This is a genomic window from Sphingobacterium psychroaquaticum, assembly GCF_004421025.1.
GTDB lineage: Bacteria > Bacteroidota > Bacteroidia > Sphingobacteriales > Sphingobacteriaceae > Sphingobacterium > Sphingobacterium psychroaquaticum.
Map to the genome: position 1 here is coordinate 4,299,430 of NZ_CP038029.1, position 19,071 is coordinate 4,318,500.

Below are 19,071 nucleotides of genomic sequence, written 5' to 3' on the forward strand. Positions count from 1 at the left end.
CTCCCCACGGGAAGAACCAGTTTAAGCATTGTAAATTAAATAGTAATTATTACGGTAATTTTCTAGGTACACTTTTTAAAAAGTGTACCTAGAAAATTGTATCGTCTACATATTCGTAGACTTAGGTCGGAACCGTACAGGAGGCTTTATTTCAAGCGCATCACCTGCTATGTTTTGAACGTCCCGGTTTGTATCCTTTGATTTTTTGTTTCTTCCTTTTTTCTTTCCCCACTTACGATTATACCAGATAATAAATCCTGTAATCGGCATTGAACCGGCTATAAAAGTTAAGAAAAAAGCCAAAACCTTAGATGGGAATCCCCAAATCGACCCTACATGGATATCGTAATTAAGTCTCCTAAACTTTTCTCCCGCACTCAACTCCTCGTAATCTTTATTAAATAAAGAAATACTATTTGGAAGAAACGCTCCTGTATATTGATCGAACGAATAATAACGATTATTAAACTGTCGGTCCATATCATTTCGGATATACACCGATATCGCACCCTCTTTTTTGTCCTTATCTGGATAAGTAATCGTCAAATAATGTGGATCCTTATACTGCGTCAGTATGGATTGGATTTCCTTATCAAAAACGGCTGGAAATTGAGTCAGGTAAGCAGTTTTTGTCGTATCTGAACTCACCGAAGTACGTTCGGGCAAACTTGTTCCCCAATTCGTTGACCAATACAAGGCTTTATTTAACCAGGTAATACCGTAATACATCCCCGTAACCGCCAACAATAGAACCAACAGAAAAGAATAAAAGCCGACCACGTTATGCAGGTCAAGATTCACCCGTTTCCATCCTGCTTTCCATTTTATTTTAAAACTCTTATCGCGGACGGACTTCGTCCATTTTTTCGGGTACCACCAGACCAAACCGGTAATTAATGTTATCGAGAAGATCAGCGTCGCATAATTGACGATTGGCCGACCAACATCTCTAGGTAACCACAAAAAGCGATGCCCACTCAAAGTCCAAGCAAAGAAACTATTCAACTTTTCACGTAACTGTGCTTCTTCTGAACTGTCCTCCTTTTGTAACCCCAAGTATGCTCCGGTATAGGGATGCAGTAAATGGATTTCATGTTTACTCCTCTTTCGATCCCCATCCTTATTTTGTTTTTGAATCGTAAATGATACGGGATAATCCCTGGTATACGTAATTCCACCCACAACAGTGTTCGGGTAAAGTGAGTCAGCAATAGACGTAATCTTAGAAGGAGAAATCAAAGATTTGCTTGATGCTAAAATATATTGTCGCTCCTTTTTAGGAATCATAAGATCTATAATCTCATAATTGAAAACCCATAAACAAGCCATCAAGCAAATAATAAACACGATAATACCTGATATTAAACCTAACCAAAGATGTAACCAGTTATTAACCAGCCTAAATATCGACAAGTTTCTCTTCTTCTCTCTTACAGCCATTTCCTATTTATTTCACCTCAAAACTCATCGAAGTAGCTCGGCTATATTCTTCGAAAGCTTCTCCTTCAACTTTTTCTTTTTTCGATACCTCAACAAAGTATTTGCCTGTCCATTCTGGAATAAAACGAGCAACACCTTTGTCATCTGTCTCGACCCATCTAATCCAACCACTCGGGGCAATTACCTGAAAGAAAGTATGCGCCGCAGGTTTTCCTTTTTCGTACAACGCCAATGAAACTTCTTTTTTGTTTTTGTAAACCCCTTGATCTGCATAAACAAACAAATCATTAACAATATGGGTTGCAACATTTCCTACGGTACTACGCCCCACTTGAATTGACGCTAAAGCATTGATTTGATACTGTGTTTTAGCCCCTTCACGACGCTCGGTATCCCTCGCTAGCGACACATGATAGACGCCTTCTTGATCCGGGACAAAAGTTGCCAACAGATGGTTGCCTTGTGCTGTTGTCGTCAATGCGGTCGTACTTCCATCGGGTTTGATCAAAGTCAAATCCACCTGCATTCCATCTTTGTACCACCACCATTTCGAGATATCCTCATGCTCATCAGGTTCGCCGTAAACGACTTTAACCGTGTGCGACTGACCTTTAACTCCTTTGAGCGCGGTCTCGATAAATACCGCATGGGCCGAAGCCGACAATACCACAAAAAAAGTAAGGATGGATACTATTAATTTTTTCATAAAATGTCTTTTACTTTAAAGCTGATAGACAAGTAAAGCTCGCTCTATGAGGGTGACTTTACCTGTCTGCCATTATGTACACTAAATTTTATTTTAATTTATTGACGTGATAAACATGTGTAATCCCCGGATCAATCTCTGCACCACGTTTTACACTATTGGTAGCTGGGTCATATTCAAAAACAAACCACTTCGAAGCATCAGTCTTGAACACATCATACAACTTTCCATTCTCCATAAAGTTCATCGTAGTTTTTGACTCACCACCACCGACTAAGATTCTTAAATCCGCAATAACTTTTTTGTTGGCAGGATCCACAACATAAGGGCTAAGGTAGGCTTTACCATTACCTAATTTTTGTACTTGAGCTGTACTGTTTTTAAACACGTTGTAATCTTTCAAATCAAAGAAATAATCTTTATCAATCTCCGTTTCTCCTGATTTTATACGTATTAATCCATAAGTAGAAGCTATTCTATTCTTCGTTACAATGTACAAGTCATTGTTATCATCCATGAAGGTAAGCGTCTGAACCTCCCAGTGACCGGCAGCAAAACCACCTCTGGCATCCTTTAACATTTTGCCATTCGTTAAGCCTGGGTAATCACACACGTAAACATATGTTGTATCTGATATATCCATACTACCCGACACGTCTGTACCTCTATATTTATGTCCGACAAACAGCTTATTCCCTCTTACGGTAATGCTAGTAGGCACCATATATGGATTCGTATAAGGTGTTTTATCTGGCTTAAGCGGGGCGTACTTTAAAAATGGGATATCGACATTTAATGTTTTATTAAGTGTCATATCTTTAAGATTCATAAAATATATAGGCTGCTCTAGTACATTTTTAGCCTCATTGAAAGTACCCGCTGTTTTGGTCATCACCAACTCATCTTTCGTACTCACATCTTTCAATACTTTACCTAAAAAGAAGTTCGAAGGAAAAGCATAGTTATCCGTCTCTTTTAGCGTTGCATTATTCTGAATCTCAAGTTGGCTGAAACGCGTACCATTATTAGACACATAAAATTTGCCCTCATGGTTGTATGCATATACTGCATAAAAAGCTGCAGGAAGGTATGCTGAAAGGTCTATCCCTTTGTTTCCTACAGGAGTCAACAAAGTATCCTTCATTAAATTATCTGTTGTTAATAGATACGATCCTGTAGCAGAAGTTACCCAAACAGAATATTCTGTACTTATTTTTTCTACAGTTTCTGGCACATCAGGACTATCTTTACAAGATGCTAACAATGCTAACGCTAGTGCGCCGCAAGCTAAAATACGATTGTGTTTCATTTTTATTTTATTATCTGTTTTGTTTTAATACTACATTAATGACACTCTCAGTTTGACATAAAAAGCTCTTCCGGGCTTTTGCAAACGGAAATTATCATAAGCTCTTTCATTGGTTAGATTACGTGCCTCCCCGGAGACATTATATTTATTTCGACTCCAAGAATAACTGAGAATTAGCGAATGAACGGTCTGACTTGGAATATGGTTCTTGGAGGCCAATGAGCCTAAATGCGAATCGCTCAAATAATACCATCGTGTAAAATGTGTTGTCCACGACAATTGTGTACGGCTACCTTTCTCAAACCAATCATTTTGGGCAACTCCAATATCCATGTTTCCATAGACCCAAGGTCTATTCGGAATTTGGTACCCATAGGTCAGGGTCACCTCTTGGTTTGTATCATCTGTATATTTAACATTATCTAGCGCTTTGTCATAACTCGCATTGACAGTCGCCGTAATAATATCCTTATAACCGTAGCGAATCTCCGTTTCCGCCCCATAAAGCTTGACCCCCGGTATATTATACGCCTGAAACTTAGATTGTCCATCGACAGAAACAATACGGGTGTTGATATAGTCTTTTGCCAAACGATAAAAACCTGAAAAGTCAAAATTTAGAAAGTGATTTTCATTCAGAAAGGTATTGTAATAAAACCCACTATTTAAGTTATCGCTTCGTTCGGGTTTCAACTCCCAATTGGCTAATTGATTCTGACCATCACCATACAGCGCATTCATGGTTGGCATATTGTATGCCCGTTCAGCGGAAAACTTGACTCCGCCATCTTTAAAAATCCGAAACCTCGAGGCGAAGCTATAGCCTTGATAATTAAAGAATTTATCGTAGGAAACTATGGCACCGCTTATTAGCTGATTATTGGTGTCATACTTCCGCTCATCCACTTCTTTATAGGTATCCAACCCATAATATTTGATGGCAATATTATTCACCAAACGTTTATTAAACCATTGATTTTGCCACGACAACCCGATGATATGTCTTGTCATACGACTCGGCAATCCCGTCATGTCGTAATCTAAAATCCTATCTTGGGTTTTTCTATTATTAGCATTAACATTATAATTGAGGTTCAAACTGTGGTTACGTTCCGCATCAAAATCGTAGTTAAAATTTGTTCTTGCCAACCAGTTTGTCGTCTTCTGTTCTTCATCTTGCAGCAGATTCGGTTTCGCACCTTGGTTGGCAATCCACGTCCCACCCCAGTTGTAATTGTAGCGTGCGGTATCGCGAATATTAGACACATCGTAGCTCGTGCTAGCGTAGATATCCGCAAAAAGACGATCCACTAAAAAATTCTGCTTCTTATAACTTAATGTGGGCATGAGGTAATTCGATTCTCTCCAGTTTCCGCCATTAACATCACTGATAGTCGCTCCAAGTTGATTTTGCTTATTATTTGCGGAATATGTCAGGCCGACAAAAAACTGATCCGCCCAACTCTTATCTCGCAAGCCGACCTCGATCTGCCCCATCGCGGAGTAGTATCGATCTTTAAATCTTTTTACTTTATCAAGCGGTACAAATTTGTTATCAACTGTCGTCTCATACACCACACCATATTTGGGTTCACTATACATGGTGTAATTATTGTCTGAATAATTATAAAAAGCATTCGTCCGAACCGACAGTTTATTTTTTGGATTGGTATACATACCAACCAAAGCGGCCTGATGGGTATTGAATGATCCATAGCTATAGCTTAAGTCAAGATAATGACGTGACCGTTGCTTCGTAATAATATTTACAGCTCCGCCTAAAGCATCCGAGCCTAAGAAAGCGGGTACAACACCTTTATAAATTTCAATACGATCAACGAGATTTACGGGAATATTATTCAGCGACATAGAAGACCCAAAATTATCCATCGGAACACCATCAATGTATATTTTAGCATCCAAACCATTGATCCGAAATACAAAATTTGAACCTAGGCCACCATCTTCTCGAAATGTAACCCCTGGTGCTGTTCGTAATATTTGGTTAATATTTGCCGTTTGATTCGCATGCATGTTCATATCAATGACACTCACATTAAATCCTGAACGCTTTATTTCGGCGACTTTTCGTTCATTTTCCGTTTTGGCAATTCCTGATACTGTTACTTCCTGTATCGTGTTACGATCTTCCTTAAGTTGGAAATCTTGAATATACTTTCCGTGTAATAAGCGCTGTTCTGAAAGATAACCCAAGGCGGTCACTTGAAGAATAGTTTGACCTGATAGCGTCATTGTTACCAATTTATAATACCCATCTACATCTGACGAAGTACCTTGACTTTGCCCTTGTATCATAAGGGTGGCGCCTTGGATAGGTTTGCCAAAATTATCTTTGATAAATCCTGAAATTGATTGCTGTGTGGTTGTCTGCCCTTGCGCAAACACGGTAAAGATTATGAATAGTATAAAAGTAGATGTTGACCTCAACATTTTTATTTAGATTAAGTATACATAAGAGAGTAGCATATACTTAACCTTACCGAAGGTCTATAATCAATTATATTCAACAACCTTCATCAAACACCTGAATAACAGACGAATAAATTTAAAAACGAAAACAGGGGGGATAGAATTATTTGAGGTAATCCAGACGGACTGTATAATTCGTTGAACTCGGGAGCTTAATTCCCTTTGTTACTTCTTTAGTTTGAAGGTTATATTTCCATACCCGATGATCATCATTAGCGTCATCGATGGCGGCATAGATATACTTTTTATCGCTCCAAACATTCTCCTTTTGCGTTCCTTTATCTAAGGGAAATGGAATTTTTTCAATCTTACCCGATGCTAAATCTACCAATCTATACTCAAATTGGTATACGGAATGGTGATTCGAAAAATCAGTATACAGTTCCTTTTGTTCGTTGCGAATAATAGCTTTACCATCTCCAACATACCAAAGTCCGTAAGCATGATTTCCAACAGCAGCAGAGATATCGATCATAAAAGCCTCATCGACCAGAGATTGTCCTTTCTTCTTCCTAAAAATAGCCGTCGGTAGTTTAATATTATTTCCCAATGCTATACCTGGATTCGTCATAAAATAATAGTCTCCTTTTTCATCTTCAAAACTATATGACTGTATAATATTGAATCCACCAGGATAAGTAGATCGCATTTCCTTTTGAATATTTTTAAGCTGGAAACTTTTGTAATCTAATGTGGCATAATATGTCGTATCCGATGTTGTATGTCCGTACTTTCCTTTGGATTTAAAAAAAGAATAGGCTAACCACAGATCATCTTTATCCACATGCACAAGACCGACATGCAAAGCCCAAAACTCGTCGGTTGCATAGGGCAAAACTATCGTGTCTTGCCTGACGATCTTCATCGATTTAACGTCGATTTGATAAACACGTGCTTGGCTCTTTTTCTCCTGAACATCTTCCCGGCTAACAGCAACCAAATGTTCATCATCTATCCAGCTGAATGTTTCAAAATTGGAATTATTCAACTGCAAACTATCGACCAATACCAACGAAGAGCCTTGTATTTGATACTTCGTAAAGACATTATTTCGATTTGACAATCGATAAAAAAAACCATGCTTTTGAATATATTCTCTTTCGCGAATGCGTGAGGTAGACAGCGGTATTTGCACCGCAGTTGATGATTTATCTTCGTCCAGACTTTCAACTAATAAAAAACTCGTTGGACTTTCATCCTTATTGAACAAGCACAGAACAAAGTTTGGATCTACATTTCTCTCTGTAGGTTGCTGACAAGAAAAAAGAAAAATCGAAATGAAATATAACAGTAAAACAACTCTTCTCATCCTCAACAACTAGATACTTTGAAATTGCTCTCTAATTTTAATTTGCATACTTGATGGCAAAAATGCTAAATCACTTTTTTGAAAAGCTACAATTTTTCCAAAATCAGGAGAATCAGATACAAAATATTCTCTTCCCGCCTTAAAAACTAACGTATTTTGGTCTGCATCCAATAATTTGAAATCACACTTTGGTTTGAGTATAAAATCTCCCGAAAAGAGTAGCTTATTATTAACCAAATCAATCTTTACGTTACTATTTCCTCCCAACAAAACATCATAGTTCTCGCGGACGAAAAACTTAGTTTCACCCAATGATTCATTGGCAAAAGAAAGTGAGTCCAGTGTTTCTTGTCTGAAATGTAAAAATGAAAAACCAAGAATAAAAAGAACCGCAGCTGCAGCTGTAATCTTGGCCCAACTTATCCTCCGCGTAGCAACTGTTTGCTCCGAAACCCCATGCCAAATACTTTTCCCTACCTCTTCGGCTACCACTTCCTGCTCTTCAATACTATCCCAAGAATCACTCTCAAGCCATTTTTCAACCAATAGCTTCTCATCTTCCGAACATTGTCCCGAAGCATATTTATGGAGCATATCTGGATTGATTTTCATCCGCTGTAGATTGTTTATAGTCAAAATTACAAAAACAAATTAGTATTAGTTTGATTTCTATATATTTAGGCTCTCACTCAACCTTAACCTAATGATAGACAGCGCCTTGCTAATATGATATTCTACTGCTCTCTCCGTAATTAACAAATTACCTGCTATTTCTTTGTTGGTCAAACCTTCTTCACGGCTCATCTTAAACACATTTTTACATTGATTGGGGAGTGACTCGACAACAGTATTCAATTGATTTTTTAACTCTTTATATTGAAAATTATTATCTTCATAATACGGTGTTTTGTTATGAAGTATAACTTTGTGATGTCTTATTTTATTGCCTTTATTTCTAAGATATTCCAAGGATTTTAGCTTCACAGAACGCAACAAATAACGTTCCGCATCTGCCAGTTCTAGATTACTGCTCCTCTCCCAGAGCGATTTAAAAACTTCCTGCACAATTTCCTTCGCATCCTCCTCATCCGCCACCGTTTTCACAGTAAATAAAAACATCCGTTTCCAATATAATTGGAAAAGAGTTTCAAACTGCTTCTTATTGATTTGCATAATGTCTGCGGATATTTTTAAAACATCCAAAGATAATTTTATTTAGATTAATTTCAAATAAGGTTTTGTAATGGAGAGAATAGGCCCTTTACAGAAACAAACCGGAGGTTTCGGCGTCGAACTATTTCAAGCATTGCCAATTTTTATATCTTTGCGACATCAAATTATTAACCCTCAATGAAAAAATTTTTTATTACAACACTTATGGCGATCGCTTTCGCCGACATGTCTTTTGCGCAAACAAATACAGAAACTGAAGCCACAGTAGAGAAGCACCAATTTGCTTATAATTTACTGACCAACGTATCATACGAAAAGAGTATTGGAAAAAAAACGACATTACGTTTATCAGGCCCTATAGCAGGGGGCGTTTTATATAGAACTTCCTCCATAACAATTAATGACTACCATTATGAAGAATCGGAATGGGGTTATGCTATCCGTCCTGCGCTTGATGTACAAGTCAGACATTATTACGATTTAAACAAAAGGCTAAGAAAAGGTAAAAAGGTAGCACATAACTCCGGAAATTATATTGCCGGAGTGGTTGCTGCAGGCGGTCCGTCCATCCTGCAAAGTGACAATGTATATGTTCCTGATTTCTCCCTGGTATTGGGTGCTATGTGGGGAATACAGCGTAACTATGGAGAGCGTTTTATGATGAATGTAGGCATCGGTCCCGGAGTAAGTTTTTATGATGGTATAAATGAATTTACTTTTGTAGGTGGTGTTACACTTGGCTTTAGATTAGGAAAATAAAATATCCCATTGGAATAAAGGGTTTATTATCCTTTGTCATATAATGAGCAGGGTAGAAAATTGCTCTTCCAACAAATTAAAAAAGGGCCGTCTTACGCATTTGTAAAACGGCCCTTTTCAGAAAGTGACCCCGCTGAGGCTCGAACTCAGGACCCACAGATTAAGAGACTATAGACCTGCATTCGTCAACAAGGATAAAAATCTTTATCTCTGTCTTGCAAAGGCAATTTACGAACTATTTTTTAGTTTCAAATTTAAGGCTGCGACGTATTTGTGACGTTTGGTCTGAAGAAAACGGTACAAATAATTGCTAAGTAAATAAAAAAACCTATCTCGTAGAGGAATCGAACCCTACTTGCATTGATCTATTTTTCAGCAATTTACAAACCTATCTTTTTCCTACTCACCAAATAACACACTGAATTTGATATGAACTTTAGCTGCAATTGCTATTCGATAAATATAGTAATCTTAGTTAACATTATTTAAATGTAAAATTTGTTTTTGGGTTGATAATTTGAGAAAGTAAGGTTTGTGTTACGTAAGTGAGGCATTTACATACTTATAAGTATGATTCGATATTAATTTTAAGCTTGTCTTCTTCAGTGAATTGACCTCCCCCCTAAAAATCGGACGATTTAAAATTAGAGAAATCCTGTTGATTAACTAACTTTAAACTAGGAGGAAAACGATGAAAAGATCAAAATTTACAGAAGCGCAGATTGCATTCGCTATCAAGCAATCCGAATCAGGTACTCGTGTAGAAGAAATTTGTAGAAAGATGGGTATTAGTGAACCGACCTTTTACAATTGGAAGAGGAAATACGGAGGTTTGGGAGTTGCTGAACTTCGTAAACTGAGACAATTAGAGGAAGAAAACGCTCAACTAAAGAAATTGGTTGCGGATCTCAGTCTGGACAAACAAATGTTGCAGGATGTGTTAAAAAAAAAGTATTGAACAGCTCCCAGCGTAGAAAAATAGCTAGTGAATTGATTTCAAATTATCGAGTTTCCCTAAGCCGAGCATGTGCAGTTTCACTTTTGAACAGGTCGATGTGGTACTACACTAGTTGTAAGCGAGGAGATGGTCCACTACGTTTACGAATTCGAGATATTGCTGAGTCGCGAGTTCGTTACGGTTTTTGGAGGATCTGTGTACTCTTACGGCGGGAGGGTTGGCCAGATAATCATAAACGGATTTATCGGATCTATAAAGAAGAGGGGTTGAATCTTACGAGTAAGCGTCCTAGACGATCCAGATCTGCTTCACATCGATACGAGAGACCAGTATTTTCTAATTTACATGACTGCTGGAGCATGGACTTTGTCTCGGATTCATTGTTTGATGGAAAGAAAATACGTTGCTTAGCTATAGTCGATAATTACAGTCGTAAATGTATGGCAATTCATGTTGGACAGGGGATAAAAGGGCACCAAGTTGTTGAGGTCTTGGAAGAATTAACGCTTTTTAAAGATGCAAAGCCCAAGAAAATTCAAGTTGACAACGGTCCTGAATTTATATCAAAGGAAATAGATAGATGGGCTTACGAACAAAAGGTGGAACTTGTTTTCTCTAGACCTGGCAAGCCCACAGATAATGCGTATATTGAATCATTTAATGGCAGCTTTCGCGATGAATGCCTGAACACTAACTGGTTTTTATCATTGGAAGATGCTAAACAAAAAATACAAGATTGGAGAATAGAATATAACACCTTCAGGCCCCATAGCTGTTTGGGGGATTTAACACCTGAGATGTTTATTGAAAATCAAACAAAAACACCAGATTTCTCTATTTTAGAATAGTCTTGAAAATGGGAGGAGCTCAAAACAAACTAATTTAACACTTTTAATTTGTCTGAAAAACAGGTAAGTCTACCGAATGACCTCTTCCAAAAATGCTTTCCAGAGGATACCCCCCCCTATCTAGATCGCTATAATCATTGAGGTTGCGATTGAATATCAGTCATGAAGAATTGTTGGATATCTCTAATAAACAATATTAATGATACTGAAAAGGAAATCGATAAATAAGCACAGGAACATGACATTTCTAAAAACACGATTGATAAAGATTGGGTATTAGGCCATTTTATAGATGCTATATTCTCAAATAAGACTTGTCGAGATTTTTTATTTTTTAAGGGAGGCACATGCTTGAGCAAGTGTTATTTCCCAAATTATCGTTTTTCAGAGAACCTAGATTTTACTTCTATAAATACGGAATTTAAGCTGATGAGCGTTGCATTGAGCAAAAGAAATTCTAATTCCAATTTTGTGCTTAAATTTTTAAAATCATTTTTTATAAATTTAAATTCCTTAAAGAATACATTTGTGTAATGAATTTTTCAGAATCTGAATGACATGTTACTGTATTGTTGAAAATTGTTCCAATAAATACTCAATGTCTGAGCTTGGCTTAGTTTCAATTTCTGTTGTCTTATGCCTCAAAATAAATAGGGGTGGATTAGCGTAATGAGTTTTGTACGAGAGTGTGTGTCTCAAATCTTGGAGCAGTTCAATCTGCGGATTAGTGTTTTTTAATTTAAATGTTTGTATTGTTTTGAGCTCTAAAAATATATTTCCTGTCCTATCCTGAGGTAAATTGTAAAGAGTGCTTATCTTCTCAGCATGTTGTCGAAGAGTTACATCATCTAAAACTTTAGAAGCTCTAGTACCTTTACCCAATGCGATATCACGTACACCCGAAAAATATGGTTGGAAACCATATTTTTCTCGCATTTGAAATATGATAGTTTCAAACTCCTCTTTAGTCTTAGTGCCGATAAAGAATCCCTCTGTGATCTCACATAACTCCACAAGTTCTTTAATCTGTCCAAGAGCTTCATATGCATTTTGATATAATCCAAGTTCCAGGAAAATGCTGTATGCTAAAACTCCGAAGTTGTAGTTTCTTTCATACTGTACGCTATGATTAAAATTTAAGCCCTCTTCGTAGTCAATTGAAAATAATGCAGTTCTAAATGTTAAAAAGTTTTGACATAGAGCTTGTGCAGCTGTGGCTTTTAATAGTTTAAAATTGTCACCAGCATATTGATAGGCATCAAAAATTGCTTGGTTGCTATCACTAATAATACCTAAGATATTCTTTGTGATTTGTAGACGCTTTTCTAATGATTCTTCAATGCCTAATGACTCCTTCAGTTTTATATCGACAAAAGTCTTTAGAAAATACTCAACAACCATTGCATGATAGGTTTGATATAGATATATTTTATATTGATGCTTCTGTTTTGTTTCAATAGTAGAGTTTTCGATTTCTATTAGGAGATCATCTATGTGTGAGGTGTCGAATTCTATCACTAGATTTGCTGATCGGTGATTATTTAAGAATCTAAACCATATTGTGTTAATTTTTATTAAAAGATTATTGTCTTCAGATAAATTTGGATTATCAAGTTGTGATACGAATAAATCTAAATATTCCTCATGTGTTAAATTTCCTTTTGCAAATTCTACATAATAAGCAGCAAAATCTAGGCATATTTGTTTTTCTTCGGACAACTTTGAGGAAAGTCGCTTTGCCTTTTGAACGTAATATTGTCCTTCTATAATTTTTCCTGTATATGAATAAAGTAAGGCAGCAACAAAAAGGATTTCGCTTGATGAATTTATTTCTTTAGATGATAACGACTCTATTGCTTCGGTGAGAATGTCATATTCGTTCTCGTTGAAAAGCATAGAACCGTGCTTTTCGAGTAATGATACTTTATCTTCGTCAATATTGATGGATTCGGAACCCGTTTTGAATGACAGGCTTGGAATATTAAAGTCATTTCCATGTTTTTTTATTAATTGAGTATGATTTTTAAATCTTAGAGTAAATTTATTATGGATTTCTTTTGATGTTTCGTTGCTTAATATTTGAAAAGGAATAAGGATGTTTACACTATCCTGATTTTTCCATGAATCATCTGCTTTTATCTCATTCAGCCTATTAATGATTTCCTCAACGTAATCAAAATATGTCTCCTGCTCCTTTTCACTATAAACAAGAATCAGACCATAAGTAGGTTCCCGCTCAGCAAGGTATCTTAATCTAGAAGTTTTAAAAGGTAATGAAACAAAGGTCTCACTGCTATAAGTAGCTGTTTTAACTTCAGTCATACTTTTTATTTGGACGCCAAACTTCTTAGAAGTTGCTCCGGAATTATGGTCAATCAATTCAATATCGAGATCAACACCGTAGTCTGGGGATTCAGTTCTTGAAAGAAAACCATTTTTTTGAGAGAAGAATCCCTTAGCTTGGAGAACCGATTCTTCTGATCGCTTTGAATTTTCATCAACTTGTGGACTCTCGTAAAATGTCATATCTTATTTAATATATTGATTAATTCTGCTTTAAGAGAATGTATTATTCCCGTTTTACCAAATTACATTTATATAGAAAGTATAAATGCTAATAAGGAAATTTTCTTGTTTCGATTACACTTTTCATTTATAGTCTATCCAAATTTAAGATTTTGTTACCATATTTGAGATTTTCTGAGATATAGTGCATCGACTGATGATGTTAAGGAAAAATGCGAAACTGATTATAAAACGATGCTGGAGAACATGACTGTTGGATAGAGTTTGAAAAGAGAGGAATTTCTAGAAAGGATAGGAGAGATTGAGAGAAGATTCAATAATATTGATTGAAATTTTGTAAAGAAATACTTTCTGCGCATTAATGTTGTGAAGAATTCTTAATAGGTTTGTAACACCTGTATAAGATTACAAAGTGAGTTTATACAACCAATTATTAAAATAAACATTTAGTTAATAGAAATGGAACCAAAAAAAGACAATATATCTACAATCATACTTAATGAAAGTACTAATGCAAAAAGGTTTGATCCAGATAGCATCATTCATAAACAACAATTTAAGAGCGTAATATCGACTATTAACAACTTCGTTGAGAACGACTTAGAGTCTGAGTATGCTCACAATACAATAACTTTATTAGGCACAAGAGGAAGTGGTAAGACTTCATTTTTATTAAGTATCAAGGAAAGCCTAAAAAAGAATAAGGAAATTAAAGTTCTAAAGATAATTGACCCCACCTTGATTGAAGAAAAAGGACATGTTTTTCTTAATTTAATATCTTCTGTTTGTGATTTAGTTAAGAAGCATTTAAGTTCTTGTCGATGTAATCCAGATCTATTTGATAAAGAGGTCGAAAATCAATGGAAGAAAAGTGTTACAAAGTTAGCATCTGGCCTACCGTCGATAGATCATCTTTCAAGGGATTTAGAATTTGCTTGGCAGGACCCTGAGTATGTAATGGAAAACGAATTGCGCGCGGTAGGCGCGGCACAAAATTTAAGTGATAATTTTAAATTATTTTTGGATCGATCACTTGAAATTTTAGACAAAAAGGCTTTTTTGGTTCTTTTTGACGATATTGATGTAGATTCGTCAAAAGGTTACGCTGTATTAGAAACGATAAGGAAGTATTTTACAACGGGTAAGATTATTACCGTTTTAAGTGGAGATTTTAAGCTCTACAATTCATTGATAAGACAGAGTAAGTGGAAGAATTTCGGTACGGATATTCTTCAATTTGAAGCTTCTAAAGAATATCAGACCAATTCAAATAATAGTAGAATTCGCTATTATGATGACATGGTGACGGACCTTACATCTCAGTATCTTTTAAAAATAATGCAACCTCAATATCGTTATCAATTAGAAACAGTTTATAGCACATTAAACTCTATGAACAAGTTACAGATTGATGTACAAGTTGATAGAAACGGAGATTCTCTCTCTTTAGAGAAAACTCTTCAAAAAGTGTTTTCTCAATTAGGGATAAATAATGGGTATCAACTAGAAAGTCAAAAGCATTTTTTGTTAAATCAGCCATTACGTACAATAGTACATTTCTTACAAAGAATCGTTATATCTATCACTGAAGAGAGATTAGAGTTAAATGATAATGTAAATATTGTATCGGTTCTTTTAGCAGATTTATATGAGAAAAATATTAATATAGAATCCATCGTTAATTCACCTAAATTTATAAATATCGAAATTCTGAAGCTTTTGGTGAGAGATGGACAATTGAAAGAGTTGTATCAACTTAGCCCAACATCCACTGATAACAGTCTAAATGCGGGAGTATTTTCATTAAATATATTATTCTCAACAGCTATTACGAAGTATAGATTTTTAATATTTGATTACTTAGTTAGAATTTCTTACTTGAGAAATATTATTGATTATTATCCAGAAGGTTATAGTTTAAAGAGTGGTTTAGTAAAAGAAAGTGGAGTAATGAATGACTTAGTATTAAGGGATATAATGAATACTCTTCAAGTTTTTCACTTTTCTACTAAAAATAAACACAATAATATTGGTTCTTTAATTAGCTTACCTGGATTAAAGAAAATAAGTAAGAAGTCTGGTTTAGATAATCGTCTAGATACGATTTTAGATAATAAAGATGTCTCGAGTGCTCAGCGGATTATTGGGTATATGCCATGTTTGGCAGGAGAGTATCTTTATTCAAACCAAGGCGAACTGTTCTATTCCTTTTACACTTTACTTTCAGCTATTGGAGAATTATTAAAACGATATGATCTGAGCGTAGATAAGGATGCAAATTTAGAGCTTGCATTTAGTGAATTATCGCAGATTAGATATTACTCCATGCAAGAACAAGCTCCAAGTGATAGTACCGTTGATGAGGATGAGAATGATGGCGAAACAGTATTATCAGAGAGAAAAGATGAAGACATCAGTGTTTTGAGTGAAGTTGTAAATGAGTGGATGGAAGAGTTTAATGAAAATCGTTTGTCTGTTCACCAATTAGGAAAGAGTTTTACACGCTTTTACGTTGGATTATCTAACTTAATGAAGTCTCACAATGAGAAAAAACTTGGAAAGCTCTTTCATCTTTGTGTAATTAATTTTATGAATTCAATCCTTATAGAAGATGTACGGGAGAATCTTTCAATAGGTGCCTCTCAAGTTCTCGATTTGAATCATAGCAATATGGTTAGTTCCGAAAAAATATTCGTAGATAATTTGAATAAAGTTATAGTTAGTGCGGAAAAAGGAGAAACAGATGGTAGTGTAAAACTGAGATTTTCTAAATGGATCATGAAATGTCCAATTCTCATTTCTTATATAGATGGATCGAAGACAGAGCTGATGGGCAGCCTAAGAGAATTTTGTGAGATGGACTTTTTATCGCTTACGAAATTTAATGTTTATCAATTGCTAGAAGAAGTTTTATTACAGACTAAAAAGGAAGGAGGATCTTCTAAAGGTGGTAAACTAGCGAAATGGAAAACAGACCCTTCCTACATTAAGAAATCGAAGTATGATGAGCTTATAAAATTTCTTGAGAATGATGAATTTAATATGGATCTTTTTAGGGATCGTGGTTCAAGTGAAAATAAGCCAAATAATAACACAATTCGTGAAAATCTGCCATTTCTTCAAAAATCAGAGCATATTAGAAATTTCAGGAACCATCTTAAAGAAATAAAATACTTCGAGGAAAGATAATGCAAAAATACCTTTTTGATGATATCGAGTCTTTAGAAAAATACTACTCGAGTGAATTTCCTGATATTAAAGATATTGGCTTAAGTTCTTTTTTAAAAAAACGAGATGAGAATCGTAATCTGCCCGATCATTATTATAGATTGGAAAAGGAAGAGTTTTTCAGAGATGTAAATACTATTGCTGATTTATTTTTGGTAGCGATTCCAAAAATAGCAAACGAATTTCTGTCTATAGAGCGACAGAGTATCTCTGTTAAAAGTGAGAAATTCTTCAATTGGCAGGAGTATATTTGCCATATTTCTCCACTAGTGTTTGTTGCGCATAAGTTGGAACCATATTTGGTAGAGGAATCTAACGGAAATGTGCTAGTTAATGATTTTTTTTACAGCTATATTTTAACGAACACGCAGAATACCATTATGCCTAGACCCAATGTAATACAACTAGATGCTAAGACAAAAAGTTGGGGAGGTCTTCATGATTTACATATACATTTAAATGGCACATTAGAAACCGATATAGTTTGGCAGGATTTATTGTCACATCCAGACAGAGTCTATAAAGAGCTTAAAAAGTCCTTCGTTAACAAGGAGAAAGTATTAGAGCAATTGAGGCAAGAGTCCTTTCTATTGACCCCAATTAAATATACACATTTACTAAAAATAGCAGGAAGATTACGTCAATATTTTTTTATGTATTGTAAGCGTTCTAAATTACTTTCAACTTTCTCTAGTGAAGAGTGTTTACTGAATGAGATTCTGAGTAAGAATCATAACCTTTTTGATCATAACCAAGTATCTCACCCGTTTCTCGATTATATATTAGATGGAAGTGAGGATTATAAATATCCTCACTCGATTGAATGTCTGATGTACATACTTATTCTTAAGGAATTAAAAAAGAGTAAGAACCTAGTGCTGTCATCAATGTTTCATTTTTATAATTTGATATTAGGATTAAATAATAGGTTGTTGGTACAACAAAGACATCAAAAGGGGTTTGAACAATTCCAAAAGATAACGCTCAATGATATTAGACGATTTAGTGAATCCACATATTTCAGACGCTTCCACCAGTTAAATGGGAATAATAGAAATGATCTAAAATATATAGAAGGCAGAATTGCTCCTAAAAACAATGAAAAGGAATTACAATTATTAATAAAAAGTATCACTGAAGGTTGGAATAAATTTACTGAATTTAAAGAAGAAGGGCAATCAAAGGACACTACACTAAAGCTAATAGTTCACTTTATAAAAACTAAGGAGGATTTATCAGCCTCATGGGTGTTTAGGTTCGAAAAGCTCAGAAAGAGTCTGCTTGCACAAGCTCATGTGTTGAAGTTGTATTGCGCGAAGAATATTGATAATAAGAATATTTCAATAGTAGGTATTGATGCTGCTTCTAGTGAGTTTGATACGCCTCCTGAAGTATTTGCTCCTGTATTTAGAATACTTAGAAGAGCTGGAATAAAGAGTTTTACATTTCATGCAGGAGAAGATTTTCATCATATTTTGAGTGGTATCCGAGCAATTTATGAAGCCATAAATTTTTGTGAATTGAAGAATGGAGATAGAATAGGGCATGCTACGGCCTCTGGTTTGTCGACAAAACTTTGGTGCAACGAAGTTGGTGAGCAAATCTACATAAGAAAAGGCGATTATTTAGATGATTTAGTTTTCGTTTACCATTTTATTGTTTCACAACATATAGAAGAGTTAAAACCTAATTTACCACATTTAATTACAAAAATTCAAGAATTAGCCTTTGATGTGTACAATAATTTCTACGCTATTGGTGTCATCGAACAGGCTTGGTTATTGCGGGCTGCATGTCCTTTACATATGGAAGATGAGGCTTACTTCTTACATGGAAACTTCAGTTCGGAAGAACATACTTTTTCAAAAAATCTTAACAAGAAGTATAGACAAGCGGAAAAAATATTTAAGATGTACCATACAATTGATGTTAAGAATAACAGAGACGTTGTATTAGACATAAATCCCGTAGAATTTTTTTCTGCACCTGATTTAGAGTTAATCCAAAAAACATTACTTAGATATATGACCAAGCAGGAAATTGTAATTGAAACTCTTCCAACAAGTAATGTCCGGATAGGGATTCATAAGGACTTCAGTACGTACCATTTGTATAATTGGATCAAATGGGAGAAAGAAGGGTTTAGTATTCCGCCTATTGTCATTGGTACTGACGATGCAGGAATATTTGCAACGAATATTTACAATGAGTATGCTAGTGTGTATTTGATGCTTATCCAGCATCATAATTTTTCTCATTCAGAAGCAATAGAGATTATTACGAAAATAAATGATAATAGTCGAGTGTATCGCTTTACTTAAATTT

Annotated in this window: 13 protein-coding genes; 5 read left to right on the forward strand and 8 right to left on the reverse strand. The window is 35.3% G+C overall.

All coding sequences use genetic code 11. The features are described from left to right. Positions 1 to 105 precede the first annotated feature (105 nt). From E2P86_RS17640 to E2P86_RS17670, 7 genes are all read right to left on the reverse strand, one after another. Positions 106 to 1,440, reverse strand: a complete 1,335-nt coding sequence (locus tag E2P86_RS17640; protein WP_134433904.1) for a PepSY-associated TM helix domain-containing protein — start codon at positions 1,438 to 1,440, stop codon at positions 106 to 108. 7 nt (positions 1,441 to 1,447) lie between these two features. Then, positions 1,448 to 2,146: a hypothetical protein gene (locus E2P86_RS17645; RefSeq protein ID WP_134433905.1), complete on the reverse strand. Its 699-nt coding sequence runs from the start codon at positions 2,144 to 2,146 to the stop codon at positions 1,448 to 1,450. 88 nt (positions 2,147 to 2,234) lie between these two features. Further along, a complete protein-coding gene (locus E2P86_RS17650; RefSeq protein WP_134433906.1) occupies positions 2,235 to 3,455 on the reverse strand; it encodes a hypothetical protein in 1,221 nt (406 codons plus the stop codon). Between the two features lie 30 nt (positions 3,456 to 3,485). After that, a complete protein-coding gene (locus E2P86_RS17655) occupies positions 3,486 to 5,906 on the reverse strand; it encodes a TonB-dependent receptor (RefSeq protein WP_134433907.1) in 2,421 nt (806 codons plus the stop codon). A 142-nt stretch (positions 5,907 to 6,048) separates the two neighbouring features. Then, positions 6,049 to 7,254, reverse strand: coding sequence for a hypothetical protein (locus E2P86_RS17660; protein ID WP_134433908.1), 1,206 nt, complete (start codon positions 7,252 to 7,254; stop codon positions 6,049 to 6,051). 9 nt (positions 7,255 to 7,263) lie between these two features. After that, entirely contained in the window at positions 7,264 to 7,866 is a 603-nt protein-coding gene (locus E2P86_RS17665; RefSeq protein ID WP_085473529.1) for a hypothetical protein, read from the reverse strand. Positions 7,867 to 7,923: 57 nt separating this feature from the next. After that, complete coding sequence (locus tag E2P86_RS17670) at positions 7,924 to 8,427, reverse strand: RNA polymerase sigma-70 factor (RefSeq protein ID WP_134433909.1); 504 nt, start codon at positions 8,425 to 8,427, stop codon at positions 7,924 to 7,926. 204 nt (positions 8,428 to 8,631) lie between these two features. On the opposite strand from E2P86_RS17670, the gene E2P86_RS17675 reads away from it, so the two are divergent. The 3 genes from E2P86_RS17675 (at position 8,632) to E2P86_RS18420 (ending at position 11,526) form a co-directional block, all read left to right on the forward strand. Beyond that, the gene (locus E2P86_RS17675) at positions 8,632 to 9,186 is read left to right on the forward strand and encodes a hypothetical protein (RefSeq protein WP_240775541.1); all 555 of its coding nucleotides are present in this window, start codon (positions 8,632 to 8,634) and stop codon (positions 9,184 to 9,186) included. 691 nt (positions 9,187 to 9,877) lie between these two features. After that, a protein-coding gene (locus E2P86_RS17680; protein ID WP_394346503.1) for an IS3 family transposase occupies positions 9,878 to 10,992 on the forward strand; the annotation gives its coding sequence in 2 pieces (ribosomal slippage) (positions 9,878 to 10,127 and positions 10,127 to 10,992; 1,116 coding nt in all). Positions 10,993 to 11,289: 297 nt separating this feature from the next. Then, entirely contained in the window at positions 11,290 to 11,526 is a 237-nt protein-coding gene (locus tag E2P86_RS18420) for a nucleotidyl transferase AbiEii/AbiGii toxin family protein (RefSeq protein ID WP_394346518.1), read from the forward strand. 27 nt (positions 11,527 to 11,553) lie between these two features. Here the strand turns inward: E2P86_RS18420 and E2P86_RS17690 are convergent, their stop codons facing one another. Next, the gene (locus E2P86_RS17690) at positions 11,554 to 13,518 is read right to left on the reverse strand and encodes a DUF4365 domain-containing protein (protein WP_134433911.1); all 1,965 of its coding nucleotides are present in this window, start codon (positions 13,516 to 13,518) and stop codon (positions 11,554 to 11,556) included. A 459-nt stretch (positions 13,519 to 13,977) separates the two neighbouring features. Between E2P86_RS17690 and E2P86_RS17695 the strand changes: the two genes are divergently transcribed. Together E2P86_RS17695 and E2P86_RS17700 are read left to right on the forward strand one after the other, a co-directional pair. Beyond that, positions 13,978 to 16,707 (forward strand): P-loop NTPase fold protein, encoded by a 2,730-nt coding sequence (locus E2P86_RS17695; RefSeq protein ID WP_134433912.1) that lies wholly within the window; start codon positions 13,978 to 13,980, stop codon positions 16,705 to 16,707. Further along, on the forward strand, positions 16,707 to 19,067 hold the full coding sequence (locus tag E2P86_RS17700) for an amidohydrolase family protein (protein ID WP_134433913.1): 2,361 nt from the start codon (positions 16,707 to 16,709) through the stop codon (positions 19,065 to 19,067). The genes E2P86_RS17695 and E2P86_RS17700 overlap by 1 nt, the downstream gene beginning before the upstream one ends. The last annotated feature ends 4 nt before the right edge of the window (positions 19,068 to 19,071 follow it).